This window comes from Pseudoalteromonas sp. CF6-2, from assembly GCF_021729425.1.
GTDB classification, from domain to species: domain Bacteria; phylum Pseudomonadota; class Gammaproteobacteria; order Enterobacterales; family Alteromonadaceae; genus Pseudoalteromonas; species Pseudoalteromonas arabiensis.
In genome coordinates this window covers 297,125-308,522 of the sequence record NZ_CP091443.1, presented here as the reverse complement: position 1 = coordinate 308,522, position 11,398 = coordinate 297,125, and the positions used below count along the sequence as shown (strand labels likewise).

General features: G+C 39.7%; 16 protein-coding genes. 14 read left to right on the top strand and 2 right to left on the bottom strand.

The annotated features are described in order from the left end of the window. Window positions 1-81 precede the first annotated feature (81 nt). Window positions 82-516 (top strand): GNAT family N-acetyltransferase, encoded by a 435-nt coding sequence (locus tag L3Q70_RS18135; RefSeq protein WP_062568014.1) that lies wholly within the window; start codon window positions 82-84, stop codon window positions 514-516. A 330-nt stretch (window positions 517-846) separates the two neighbouring features. Then, complete coding sequence (locus tag L3Q70_RS18130) at window positions 847-1,227, top strand: VOC family protein (RefSeq protein ID WP_062568013.1); 381 nt, start codon at window positions 847-849, stop codon at window positions 1,225-1,227. Between the two features lie 59 nt (window positions 1,228-1,286). Here the strand turns inward: L3Q70_RS18130 and L3Q70_RS18125 are convergent, their stop codons facing one another. Next, on the bottom strand, window positions 1,287-2,093 hold the full coding sequence (locus L3Q70_RS18125) for an ion transporter (RefSeq protein WP_237115706.1): 807 nt from the start codon (window positions 2,091-2,093) through the stop codon (window positions 1,287-1,289). An 88-nt stretch (window positions 2,094-2,181) separates the two neighbouring features. On the opposite strand from L3Q70_RS18125, the gene L3Q70_RS18120 reads away from it, so the two are divergent. The 7 genes from L3Q70_RS18120 to L3Q70_RS18090 all read left to right on the top strand — a co-directional run bounded on the left by L3Q70_RS18120 (window position 2,182) and on the right by L3Q70_RS18090 (window position 5,140). After that, window positions 2,182-2,385 (top strand): hypothetical protein, encoded by a 204-nt coding sequence (locus L3Q70_RS18120; protein ID WP_062568011.1) that lies wholly within the window; start codon window positions 2,182-2,184, stop codon window positions 2,383-2,385. Next, the gene (locus tag L3Q70_RS18115; protein WP_062568010.1) at window positions 2,382-2,660 is read left to right on the top strand and encodes a hypothetical protein; all 279 of its coding nucleotides are present in this window, start codon (window positions 2,382-2,384) and stop codon (window positions 2,658-2,660) included. Before L3Q70_RS18120 ends, L3Q70_RS18115 begins: the two co-directional genes overlap by 4 nt. Window positions 2,661-2,808: 148 nt before the next feature. After that, window positions 2,809-3,003 (top strand): YwbE family protein, encoded by a 195-nt coding sequence (locus tag L3Q70_RS18110; protein WP_062568181.1) that lies wholly within the window; start codon window positions 2,809-2,811, stop codon window positions 3,001-3,003. Then, window positions 3,000-3,518 (top strand): DUF4240 domain-containing protein, encoded by a 519-nt coding sequence (locus L3Q70_RS18105; RefSeq protein ID WP_237115642.1) that lies wholly within the window; start codon window positions 3,000-3,002, stop codon window positions 3,516-3,518. Before L3Q70_RS18110 ends, L3Q70_RS18105 begins: the two co-directional genes overlap by 4 nt. A gap of 266 nt (window positions 3,519-3,784) precedes the next feature. Beyond that, window positions 3,785-4,201: a DUF805 domain-containing protein gene (locus L3Q70_RS18100; RefSeq protein ID WP_209438167.1), complete on the top strand. Its 417-nt coding sequence runs from the start codon at window positions 3,785-3,787 to the stop codon at window positions 4,199-4,201. A gap of 56 nt (window positions 4,202-4,257) precedes the next feature. After that, window positions 4,258-4,647, top strand: a complete 390-nt coding sequence (locus L3Q70_RS18095) for a DoxX-like family protein (protein ID WP_237115641.1) — start codon at window positions 4,258-4,260, stop codon at window positions 4,645-4,647. Beyond that, a complete protein-coding gene (locus L3Q70_RS18090; protein WP_237115640.1) occupies window positions 4,640-5,140 on the top strand; it encodes a hypothetical protein in 501 nt (166 codons plus the stop codon). Before L3Q70_RS18095 ends, L3Q70_RS18090 begins: the two co-directional genes overlap by 8 nt. Here the strand turns inward: L3Q70_RS18090 and L3Q70_RS18085 are convergent. Next, window positions 5,118-6,014, bottom strand: a complete 897-nt coding sequence (locus L3Q70_RS18085; RefSeq protein ID WP_237115639.1) for a LysR family transcriptional regulator — start codon at window positions 6,012-6,014, stop codon at window positions 5,118-5,120. The two genes, L3Q70_RS18090 and L3Q70_RS18085, sit on opposite strands and share 23 nt — an antisense overlap. Window positions 6,015-6,133: 119 nt before the next feature. Between L3Q70_RS18085 and hutH the strand changes: the two genes are divergently transcribed. The 5 genes from hutH (at window position 6,134) to L3Q70_RS18060 (ending at window position 11,388) form a co-directional block, all read left to right on the top strand. Then, the gene (gene hutH / locus L3Q70_RS18080) at window positions 6,134-7,627 is read left to right on the top strand and encodes a histidine ammonia-lyase (protein WP_237115638.1); all 1,494 of its coding nucleotides are present in this window, start codon (window positions 6,134-6,136) and stop codon (window positions 7,625-7,627) included. Window positions 7,628-7,638: 11 nt separating this feature from the next. Then, window positions 7,639-9,639, top strand: a complete 2,001-nt coding sequence (locus tag L3Q70_RS18075) for a urocanate hydratase (RefSeq protein WP_237115637.1) — start codon at window positions 7,639-7,641, stop codon at window positions 9,637-9,639. 120 nt (window positions 9,640-9,759) lie between these two features. Continuing rightward, window positions 9,760-10,167 (top strand): GFA family protein, encoded by a 408-nt coding sequence (locus L3Q70_RS18070; protein WP_237115636.1) that lies wholly within the window; start codon window positions 9,760-9,762, stop codon window positions 10,165-10,167. A gap of 188 nt (window positions 10,168-10,355) precedes the next feature. After that, a complete protein-coding gene (locus tag L3Q70_RS18065) occupies window positions 10,356-10,823 on the top strand; it encodes an HIT family protein (protein ID WP_237115635.1) in 468 nt (155 codons plus the stop codon). 109 nt (window positions 10,824-10,932) lie between these two features. Continuing rightward, the gene (locus L3Q70_RS18060; protein WP_237115634.1) at window positions 10,933-11,388 is read left to right on the top strand and encodes a hypothetical protein; all 456 of its coding nucleotides are present in this window, start codon (window positions 10,933-10,935) and stop codon (window positions 11,386-11,388) included. The last annotated feature ends 10 nt before the right edge of the window (window positions 11,389-11,398 follow it).

Below are 11,398 nucleotides of genomic sequence, written 5' to 3'. Positions count from 1 at the left end.
TTAACTAAAACGACTAACGAATCCTTTTGTTATTTCATCTGAGAAGCATAAGGCTGGATAGCTCCTATAAAATGGCAAACAATGAAAATAGATAGTGCTAACGCTGAAGATTACCCAGAGCTACTTGATGTATGGGAAAATTCAGTCCGAGCAACACATGATTTTATAACAGAAGACGACATAGCCTTTTTTAAGCCGATCATCATTGAGCAAGCTTTTCCTCATGTTACTTTAAAGTGTATTAAGGATGAGCATAAGGCAATTTTGGGCTTCATTGGCGTACATGAATGCAAAATAGAAATGTTGTTCATTTTAGATGCAGCAAGAGGTAAAGGGGTTGGTAAAGCGCTTCTTAACTATGCGGTTGATCAATTAGCTGCCAACAAAGTTGATGTTAATGAGCAAAACCCACTTGCAGTTGGTTTTTACCAGCATATGGGGTTTAAAGTCGCCTCACGCTCGCCTTTAGATGATATGGGCAAACCATTTCCAATATTGCACATGGTACTCCGGTAGGAATTGCTTTAGTTGTGTACCGCGGTTATTCGGCGAAAAAACACCTCTTGCAAAGTTTTCCCTTGTTGCTCGCTAACTTTACTTTTAATGTGCTAAAAAGCACGACCTTCAAGCGCGCGAAACAAGTTTCACGCCTACGATGGGAACCAGTAGGAACGGCTTTAGCCGAGAAGTTCACATGTTCGGTGTTAAAGTGCATTCTACAAACTTTCCCCCAGTAACTCGCTAACTTTAACCCTTAACTCAATAATTTGTTACAGCTTATCTTTTGCTTAATTGGTTTACGCGATATGCTGATGAAAAGAATATTGCATTACATTGGAATAGCGAATGAACCTCAATCAGGTAACCTTACCAGTAACGGATATGAATGAAGCGGTGGCTTTTTACTTAACATTGGGAATGATTCAGATTGTAGATACCCCGCATTACGCACGCTTTCAATGTCCAGATGGTGATGCCACATTTTCGCTGTCATTAGAAACTGAAGATTATAGTAATTATGCGGTAATTTATTTTGAACATGAGCAGCTCGATAAGCTGTACGAGAGACTTGTTGAAAAGGGCATTAATTTTGAACAGCCACCAACCGCTCAGCGCTATTTGTGGACGGAAGCAATTTTAAAAGACCCATCAGGGAATAAAATTAAACTATATTGGGCCGGAGAAAACCGCTTAAACCCACCATGGAAAGTAGAAAAACGAGGGTAAAAAAGGCGCTAGGGTCTATGTCCTAGCGCCTAATATCTTAAAAGCTAATCCTTTAAACGTTACTGCTTTTCTTTCAGTAACTTTTTTAATTCAGCTACTTCAGCCTGTAATTGAGTTATTTGGCCTTTGGTTGCTGGCAAATCATCGTCGTTTATCTGCTCTTCTCGCGCGTTACGATGCTCTTCAGACATAACCTCTAAAATAGCTCCTACCATCATGTTTAAGAATACGAATGCAGTTAAGAAAATAAATGTTAGGTAGAAAATCCAGCTAAGTTCATACACGGCCATGGTTTCGTACATGACATCTGTCCAATCTTCGAATGTTGCTATACGGAACAAGGTGAGCATTGATATTGATACATCACCCCATAGCACAGGGTTAATATCAGCAAACAGCATGCTTCCCATGGCGGCATAAATATAGAAGATTACGAACATCAGTAAGGCAATATAGCCCATTTGTGGAATCGCTTTTAAAAGCGAGTTAACCAGTAGCCTAAGTTCGGGGATCATGGATACAAGTCGTAAAACGCGGAAGATACGCAACAAGCGAGCAATAAAAATCGTTGAGCCTGCGGCAGGGTAAAGGCTACCTACCACTATGATAAAATCAAAGATATTCCAGCCTTTACTGAAGAAGTCTTTAAAGCCTCGGCTTGCAATAAAGCGGATCACAAGCTCAACAAGGAAAAACACGGTAATACCCATATCCATCCAATGGAGAGCTAACTCTACGGTTGGGTGAAGCGAATAAGTATGAGCCCCGACGGTTAATGCTGAAATAACAATAACGGCAATAACGAATGATTGAAAAACTTTGCTTTTATCGATACGCTGAAACAGCTCTTGTAACTGCGACAACATCATATATGACCCTTTGGTGATAGTATTTAAACCCACGCAATATACAATAAATCGCAGTACCAATGTATAACTGAAGAAAGGAAATTAAATGTTTTTAAACGCTTTAAAGTTTACTGGGATTGCATCAATGTTTCTTTTGTTAACAGGGTGTAGTTCAAATGCGCGTTTTCATGAACTCCAATCTGCACGCTTGACTGAATGCAATTATTTAGCTGATAAAGAATACCATGCGTGTGTAAAGCGCCAGCAAGATAGCTACGAAAACTTTAAAAAGCAAAAGTCAGAACAATGACCAAAACTGAAAAACGCCTCGATAAAGCTATTCGGGCAGCGCTAACGACGGCATGTGAAAACCTAAAAGACATAAGCGACAACTTTTTATGGTTAACTCACACCGCTGATTTAAAGAGACTGCCAGCATCAATGAAAGTAAGTTGTTATTTTGCCGAGCAAATTCCTCTATCAAATTCACCGCTGGCAGAGCAAATTAATCAAGTGATTACAAAAGAGCTGAAAGAGATAGGAGTAGTGATATCAGCAAAAGCTATTCTGTTTTTTAAGGATTAAATATGCCGTTTACTTTTACCTTGCAATAGGCACAGCTTTGACTAACACCACGTCAAGCGGATGAAAACATACACATCAAATGAGTTTAGCATTGGTAACACAGTCGCAAATAGCTATAATCGGCAAAAATACTGTAAGAGAGTTTATTATGGCTGTACCAACACGCTCACAAATAACCGTAGGCTGTGAAGTTAATATTGTTTTAAAACAAGACCAGCGCACAGGCCATTTAACGCAAGGTGTTGTTTCGCGTATTTTAACTAAGTCACCAAACCATCCTCATGGCATTAAAGTACAACTTGATGACGGTCAAGTCGGTCGTGTTAAAGAGATCTTATCATGAGTGTTCTAACCGAAAGTGAATTTTGGGAATTAGTGACCGCAGAAGATAAAACGGCAGAGCCAGAATCGGTGTGTAATACTCTAAGAGAAAAGCTAACACATCTATCCGATGAGCAACTTATGGAGTTTGACAAGCAGTTTAGTTTGCGTATGCGTAAAGCTTACACTTGGGACTTATTTGGTGCTGCGTTTGTAATGGCTGGTTGTAACGATGATTATGGATTTTCAGAGTTTTTATGTTGGCTCATATCTCGCGGTGAAGGCGCATTTTTAAAAGCCTTAGAGAACCCAGACTCCGTTGCTGACTGCACACCCGTTTATCATTTGAATGAACAACCTTATCCTTATTTAGATGAGTATGATTTAATCGCCGGTATGCTGTTTGAAGAGCGTAATGGCGATGAGCTACCATTTATTCCATCTGGGCTTGAACAGCCAAAGGGCAAGCGTTTTAAAGACAAGCCGAAATTTTTAAAACAGGCATATCCTCGCCTGTTTGCTAAATATTGGCAGTAGCAACCACTCGAATGGCTTTTTGTAGTTTAAAGAGATATCGAGAGCTAAAGTTTATTTATTTCAGCTAGTTAAAAAGTATTAAATTTAATTGTATTATTAATTTTTAGTTCCTTAAATAGTATTATTTATGGTACTTTTGTTCATGTTGGATTCAGCAATAATTTCAGTTGGATCTAATAAAGTGCAAAAATTATTTTTGATTAATCAGTAAGCTGCACGGAGTGGTAGCCTTGCTAAAACCGAAGTAAACTCAAAAGGAAATGACAGTGTCAGAAAACGTTTATCAAGCTCCTGAATCAGATGTTGCTAATATTTCAACAGAGACAACAACCATGAGTCGTAAGGATATCTTATTCTCTTTCCAAGGTAGAATTCCACGTAAAACTTATTGGTTATCAGTATTAGGATTAATGCTAATTAGTGTTTTAGCTATGCTTGTGTTAAGTGGTATTGGCGCAATGATCTCACAAAATGCGGCCATTTTCCTTCCACTTTTAATTTACATTCCACTAATTTGGTCATCGCTTGCTATTCAAGTTAAACGTTGGCACGACCGCAACAAGTCAGGTTGGTGGGTACTAATTGGTTTAGTACCAGTGATTGGTGGTATTTGGGTACTGATTGAAAATGGCTTTTTAGCGGGTGATGAAGCAGAAAACCGTTTTGGTAAGCCAACGGTTTAAGCCGTATTCATTGTGTGCTCTGTCTGAGCACACAATGACTCTGCACATAATCTTTCATGAAATACTTCACTAACATTCAAATCGCTCGATTTATTATCAGCTTTAGTTGGCTTTATCATGGGCTGATACCAAAACTTATTCACATTGCTCCCCTTGAACTAAAAATGACAGCCAGTTTTGGTTTTAATGCTGAAATTTCAACACTTATTACCCGAGCAGCTGGCATAGGTGAAATGATTTTTGCCGTGCTGTTTTTTATTTTCTATCGTTCAATCTTACTCAATATTCTCAATATAGCTGCTTTAGTTGGGCTAATGCTGTTTGTTGCTGTTTTACAGCCCACACTTTTAATCGAAGCGTTTAATCCTGTGACTACAAACCTTGCCATGATCGCGTTTAGCCTTGTGCTAATTAAAGAAACTAAAGAGCCGCAGCTCAATGCTTAATACACCGCATCAGTCGCCAATCACTCAATACACGAAAAAAGAAGAAAAAAAGTTTTTATCTTCTTATTTATTTTTAATAGGCCTATTGCAAATAATTGCCGCATTCTATTTTTTGGATTTGCCTATAAAAGAACAACTACTAGATGAGCAGGGTGTAGTACAACGCTTTTATGAATCACATAGAAATTGTGGGCAACACAATAAATGTAAACTTATGACAGTTGTAGGAACTGAAAAGACGACTACATACCTAAGACCAACGAATTTACCAATTGAATTAAATGATCACGTTCATGTTTTAGCTTCATATAATAAAAGTGCCGAAGCGTATAAAGTTCATCAGTTACAACTAAATGGTAAGATGATCCAAAGTTATGAACAGGCAATATTTAAAAGCAATATTACGCGTATATTGCTTGGTATTTTTGGTCTGATTTTGATTGTTTTTAGTTTAATCAATAAGTTTAAAACTAAACCGCGTAACAGCGCTTAATTTCGTCAATCATGGCGCTTGCTAGCGGCGAATTGGCATTTGTTTTTGAGGTGATCAATACCACAGGAATATCGTAGTGATATTTACTCGGTTGAATAGCTTTGAAAATACCTTTATCAACCCAGAACTGTGCGTAGTGGTCGGGTAAATAACCAATAAACTCACCCGATAAAATTAAATGTGCAATACCTTCATCGTGATAAGCAACAGCACTATTTTGATAGTTTAAACCGTCGTTTCGGCTTTCTTTATCGCGCATGTAGTTACTGGTAATTACCTCAGCTTCTTTGAGCAGCTCATTTATTTGTTTGTCTTCACACTCAAATAAGGGGTGACCGACTGCGCAATACAAAAAGTTAGTTTCGTTATGCAGGGCGGTATAGTCTAAGCCGCGAATATGATGGCGGCTAACACCAATCCCCACTAATGAACGGCCATTGGCTACTGCGGTTTCTACCTCTCGTGCTTCACACACATTAATATCAAACTGAATGTTTTTACCCTTGCCTTTTAATCTTGCAATAGCACTTGGGATGGCACAGCGTGGGTCGCTGACCATGGTATCTATCATGGCAATACTTAAACGCCCCGATAACTCGTTTTTAGAGCTTGCTACAGTATTAGCAAACGCTTCGCATTGCTGAAGCAGTTCAATCGATGCTTGATAGGTAATAGCGCCAGCGTCTGTAATTTCAAAACCACTGCGGCCACGTTTACATAATTTAATGCCAAGCCTTACTTCTAAATCAGATAAATGCGCACTGATCGTTGAGCGGCCAATATTTAAACGTGACTCTGCGGCTGAAAGCCCGCCACACTCAACAATTGCTACAAAAACGCGCAATAAGCGCAGATCTACGTCATGAACTTGCATAGCACTTCTTTTAGTTCGATAAATCTGGAATGAATAACGATAATTATGCATTTGTAAAACAACTAGAGCAAGCTAGACTCCCTCTAAATAAAACTTATCCTGTTCTTTAGGAGTTATAAATGACATTTAAGTATGGTGTTGACCAATTAACGTTAGACAGCGTTAATGCTATTGCAGCCGGTACGTTACAGGCAGAGCTTTGCCAAGAAGCGATTGATAAAATTAATAAAAGCCGCCAAAACGTAGACAAAATGGCTGCCTCAGATAAAGCCATTTATGGTATCAATACGGGCTTTGGTCCATTATGTGATACACAAATTTCTCCAGAAGAAACCAATCTATTACAAAAGAATTTATTGATTACACACGCTGTCGGTGTGGGTGAGCCAATCGCTAAACCTATTTCAAAGCTAATGCTCATCACCAAAGTACATGCATTAAGCCAAGGTTTTTCAGGTATTCGTTTAACCGTAGTTGAGCGTATGCTTAAGTTTATTGAACTTGATATTATTCCTGTTGTACCAGAGCAAGGTTCAGTTGGCGCATCGGGTGACTTAGCACCGTTATCACACCTATTCTTACCTCTTTTAGGAGAAGGTGAGTTTTGGGTAAACGACACAATCAAGCCAGCTGCAGACGTATTAAAAGAGCACGGTTTAGCGCCTTTAGATTTACATGCTAAAGAAGGCCTAGCGTTAATTAATGGTACTCAGTTTATCTTATCGCATGCCATTACTGCGCTTACTAAAATGCGTTACCTATTAGACCTTGCTGATATCGCAGGTGCTATGAGCATTGAAGGTATGCAAGGTAGCCAATCACCGTTTCGTGAAGAGTTACACGCCATTCGTGCTTTTAAAGGTAACGTTGAAGTTGCAGCGCGTATGCGCAGCTTTTTTGCAGGCTCTGAAAACATGGCTTCACACACTGATTGTGACCGTGTTCAAGACCCTTACTCACTGCGTTGTATTCCTCAAGTTCATGGTGCATCACGTAATGCGTATTACCACTTAAAAGAACTTGCTGAAACAGAAATGAATTCTGTAACAGATAACCCTATTGTGATCAGCGAAGAAGAAGCCATTTCGGGTGGTGGTTTCCACGGTCAACCACTTGCTATGGTATTAGATTATGCTTCAATCGCAGCAGCAGAGCTTGGCAACATTGCTGATCGTCGTTGTTACTTGCTACTTGAGGGCTTACATGGTTTACCGCGTTTATTAACGTCATCGGGTGGCTTAAACTCTGGCATGATGATCCCACAATACGTGACTGCGGCATTGGTAACAGAAAACAAATCTTTGTGTTTCCCACCATCAGCAGACAGCGTACCAACATCAATGGGCCAAGAAGATCACGTATCTATGGGGAGTATTTCTGGTCGTAAGTTAAACCAGATTTTAGGTAATCTTGATAAAATCTTTGCTATTGAGCTGATGTATGCAGCGCAAGCAATTGAATTTAGACGTCCTAACACGTGTTCAGACATCATTGAAGAAAACTTTGCGCTAATTCGCAGCAAAGTTGCCAAACTAGAAGAAGACCGCTTACTTAAGCCTGATATTGATGCCATGGTAGAACTTGTTAAATCGCAAGCGTTTAAAGTTAACTAAGGGAGCAAATAATGACTTTTCAAGAACAAATTAAGCAAGGTATCCCAAGCGTATTGCCAGAGCCAAAACCGTATCCAAGTGATGCAAACCGTGCTCCAAAACGTAAAGACATTTTATCGGCTGACGAAAAGCAATTAGCTATTCGTAACGCATTGCGTTATTTCCCTAAAGAATGGCATCAAGAACTAGCTGCTGAATTTGCTGCTGAGCTCAAACAATTTGGCCGTATTTACATGTATCGCTTTAAGCCTAACTATGAGCTTAAAGCGCGCTCGATCAGCGATTACCCGGCTAAATGCGAACAAGCTGCCGCTATTATGTTGATGATCGACAACAACCTTGACCCTGCTGTAGCGCAGCACCCAGAAGAGCTTATCACTTATGGTGGTAACGGTGCAGTATTCCAAAATTGGGCGCAGTACTTATTAACCATGAAGTACTTAAGCGAAATGGAAGAAGACCAAACGCTTCACATGTATTCGGGTCACCCTATGGGGTTATTCCCATCATCAGTAGAAGCACCGCGCGTGGTTGTGACTAACGGTATGATGATCCCGAACTATTCAAAACCGGATGACTGGGAAAAATTCAATGCATTGGGTGTAACTCAATATGGTCAAATGACTGCGGGTTCATTTATGTACATTGGCCCGCAAGGTATTGTGCACGGTACAACCATTACGGTAATGAATGCATTTCGTAAAGTGCTTGAAAAAGGTGAATCACCGAAAGGTAAAATCTTCTTAACGGCTGGTTTAGGCGGTATGAGTGGTGCTCAGCCTAAAGCGGGTAACATTGCTAACTGTATTACCGTATGTGCAGAGGTTAACCCTAAGGCGGCCATTAAGCGTCACCAGCAAGGTTGGGTTGATGAGTTAATTGATAACATGCCAGATCTTGTTGAGCGTGTGCGTACTGCTCAGCAAAATGAGGAAGTGGTATCGATAGCCTTTATCGGTAACGTGGTTGATGTTTGGGAAAGCTTCTTAGCAGAAGATATTTTCATTCACTTAGGTTCAGATCAAACTTCACTTCATAACCCGTGGTCAGGCGGTTATTACCCAGTTGATATCAGCTATGAAGAGTCAAATCGTTTAATTCGTGAAGAGCCAGAGGTATTTAAAGAAAAAGTACAAGCGACGCTTAAACGCCACGCCGATGCTGTTAACAAGCACACGGCGAAAGGCACTTACTTCTTTGATTATGGTAATGCGTTCTTGCTAGAAGCATCACGCGCTGGTGGCGATGTAATGGCTGATAATGGGATTGATTTTAAATACCCATCGTACGTACAAGATATTCTTGGTCCAATGTGTTTTGACTATGGTTTTGGCCCGTTCCGCTGGGTATGTACATCAGGTAAACCAGACGACCTTGATAAAACAGATGCGATTGCTGCACAAGTCCTTGAAAAAATTATGGCGGACTCGCCTGAAGAAATTCAACAGCAAATGCAAGACAACATCACTTGGATCAAAGATGCGAAACAGAACAAACTCGTTGTTGGTTCACAAGCACGTATCCTATATGCAGATGCACAAGGCCGCGCTGAAATCGCTAAAGCCTTTAATGATGCCATAAATCGTGGTGAAATTGGTCCAGTTGTACTTGGGCGTGACCACCATGACGTAAGTGGTACGGATTCACCTTTCCGTGAAACATCAAACATTTATGACGGTAGCCGCTTTACAGCAGACATGGCGATTCATAACGTAATTGGTGATGGCTTCCGTGGTGCTACTTGGGTATCTATCCACAATGGTGGTGGTGTAGGCTGGGGCGAAGTGATCAACGGTGGTTTTGGTATGCTACTAGATGGTAGTGAAGCTGCCGAGCGACGTTTGAAATCTATGCTATTATTTGATGTAAACAACGGTATTGCTCGTCGTAGTTGGGCACGTAACGAAGAAGCTAATTTTGCAATTAAGCGTGAAATGGCGCGTACCCCTAAGCTTAAAGTGACCTTATCTAATAACGTTGATGATGACGTTTTATCAAACTTAGATTTCTAAGTTGAACTAATTAAAAAGGCCATGCTGCGTACGCAACATGGCCTTTTTTATTGCCTAAAATTTTTAAATAGCGCATTGTTTAGGTTATAAATTTTTGGCTTAGCTAATGAGGAGATAGAGATGACTAAAACACTAACCGGCGGATGTTGCTGCGGTGAAGTGACTTTTAAAGTAACTGATAGCTTTAAGCGCTTTTTCTTTTGTCATTGCGAGCAATGTCGAAAATTGTCTGGCACTGCGCACGCTGCAAATTTATTTACTTCACCCGATGCTATCGAATGGATTAAAGGTGAGCATCATATTACGCGCTTTAATTACCCTGGTCGTGCGCTATCACGAGCCTTTTGTAAGACTTGTGGCTCTGCGCTGCCATTTGCATCTCAAGACAACAAATACTTACTTGTGCCTGCAGGCAGCTTAAACGAAGAGCCAAGTAAAGAATTAGATGCGCAAATATTTTGCGAAGAACAAACCGAATGGCATAAAAAAGGGTTAAGTGGCAAAAAGGTCATTGGTTTTGGTCGGTAAAAATTAACATAAATGCTATATCACAATAAGAAAATATAATGAGTTCAAATACAGTGTATATTGTTAGCACTGTCTTTAAATCTTTCAGCCAAGGCTTGAGCTAACAGAAGACTTAATTAGTGGAGTTGTGCTGGACTCTGCAATTTATGGTCTGTCGTATAAGAAAACTAAATAAGGATATATTTGGGATGCATGATTGTATTTTTTGTAAAATAGTTAAAGGTGAAGAGCCATGCCATAAACTCTGGGAAGATGATGAACATTTGGCTTTTTTATCTATTTACCCCAATACGCGAGGTGCGACAGTTGTTATTCCGAAAAAACACCTCTCTAGCTATGCTTTTGCCCAAACTGATGAAGATTTATCAAAATTAATAATAGCCACTAAAAAAGTCGCTATTCTTCTTGATGATGCATTTGAAGATGTAGGGCGTTCGGGTATGTTTTTGGAAGGCTATGAAATTGATCATTTACATAGCAAGCTGTCCCCGCTGCATGGTACTGGAAGTTCGTCTGATTTCACTCATATTGAGCCTACATTTGGCCCATTTATCGAAAAGTACGAAGGTTATTTATCATCACACGATTGCGAGAGAGCGTGTGATGAGGAACTGGCTACCTTAGCTAAAAAAATTCGAGGTGAAAAAGCTACTTAACTCAAACGAATTTGTGACTTATTACGTATGAAAGTAAATTATTAGGAGATTCAACAAGCATCATCAGCATGCTATGCTTGTTGAACATGTATAAGCTTTTGGATTTTTAATGAGATATTACGCCTATTTAGTACTTTTTTTATTCTCAACATCGCTTTTTGCAAGTGCTTTGCTTGATATGAAACCAAGTAATAAAACGCAGTTCTTATCTCTTATAAAGACTAAGCAGGGTGATTATAAAGCGGATGAGGGAAGTCATGAACTATGCAAAAGTGCCTCTTTCAAACTTGTCCAGCAACCCACGCAAGGCTTTAATTTAGGCACTCTTATTGATTTTAGTGATTTACATAACGGCACGCGTACGAGAAAAATACCGAATTTTTGTATTGTTAGTTCAAAACTGAAATATTTCGTTAACGGCATTGTCAGAACCAAACGTTATTTTCGTTGCGATGATGAAAATGATGCTACAACCATAGTGGAAGATTTACGCTTTAACGATTCGAACACTATAACTTACACACTTAGCCAACCAGAACTAAGCTGCGTATATGAAAAGTTATGAGGTTATGCGC

Excerpts from the sequence above, each read along its gene's own strand:
- L3Q70_RS18135 (WP_062568014.1), top strand. The coding sequence starts at position 82 with ATGAAAATAGATAGTGCTAACGCTGAAGATTACCCAGAGCTACTTGAT.
- L3Q70_RS18130 (WP_062568013.1), top strand. The coding sequence starts at position 847 with ATGAACCTCAATCAGGTAACCTTACCAGTAACGGATATGAATGAAGCG.
- L3Q70_RS18125 (WP_237115706.1), bottom strand. The coding sequence starts at position 2,093 with ATGTTGTCGCAGTTACAAGAGCTGTTTCAGCGTATCGATAAAAGCAAA.
- L3Q70_RS18120 (WP_062568011.1), top strand. The coding sequence starts at position 2,182 with ATGTTTTTAAACGCTTTAAAGTTTACTGGGATTGCATCAATGTTTCTT.
- L3Q70_RS18115 (WP_062568010.1), top strand. The coding sequence starts at position 2,382 with ATGACCAAAACTGAAAAACGCCTCGATAAAGCTATTCGGGCAGCGCTA.
- L3Q70_RS18110 (WP_062568181.1), top strand. The coding sequence starts at position 2,809 with ATGGCTGTACCAACACGCTCACAAATAACCGTAGGCTGTGAAGTTAAT.
- L3Q70_RS18105 (WP_237115642.1), top strand. The coding sequence starts at position 3,000 with ATGAGTGTTCTAACCGAAAGTGAATTTTGGGAATTAGTGACCGCAGAA.
- L3Q70_RS18095 (WP_237115641.1), top strand. The coding sequence starts at position 4,258 with ATGAAATACTTCACTAACATTCAAATCGCTCGATTTATTATCAGCTTT.
- L3Q70_RS18090 (WP_237115640.1), top strand. The coding sequence starts at position 4,640 with ATGCTTAATACACCGCATCAGTCGCCAATCACTCAATACACGAAAAAA.
- L3Q70_RS18085 (WP_237115639.1), bottom strand. The coding sequence starts at position 6,014 with ATGCAAGTTCATGACGTAGATCTGCGCTTATTGCGCGTTTTTGTAGCA.
- hutH (WP_237115638.1), top strand. The coding sequence starts at position 6,134 with ATGACATTTAAGTATGGTGTTGACCAATTAACGTTAGACAGCGTTAAT.
- L3Q70_RS18075 (WP_237115637.1), top strand. The coding sequence starts at position 7,639 with ATGACTTTTCAAGAACAAATTAAGCAAGGTATCCCAAGCGTATTGCCA.
- L3Q70_RS18070 (WP_237115636.1), top strand. The coding sequence starts at position 9,760 with ATGACTAAAACACTAACCGGCGGATGTTGCTGCGGTGAAGTGACTTTT.
- L3Q70_RS18065 (WP_237115635.1), top strand. The coding sequence starts at position 10,356 with ATGCATGATTGTATTTTTTGTAAAATAGTTAAAGGTGAAGAGCCATGC.
- L3Q70_RS18060 (WP_237115634.1), top strand. The coding sequence starts at position 10,933 with ATGAGATATTACGCCTATTTAGTACTTTTTTTATTCTCAACATCGCTT.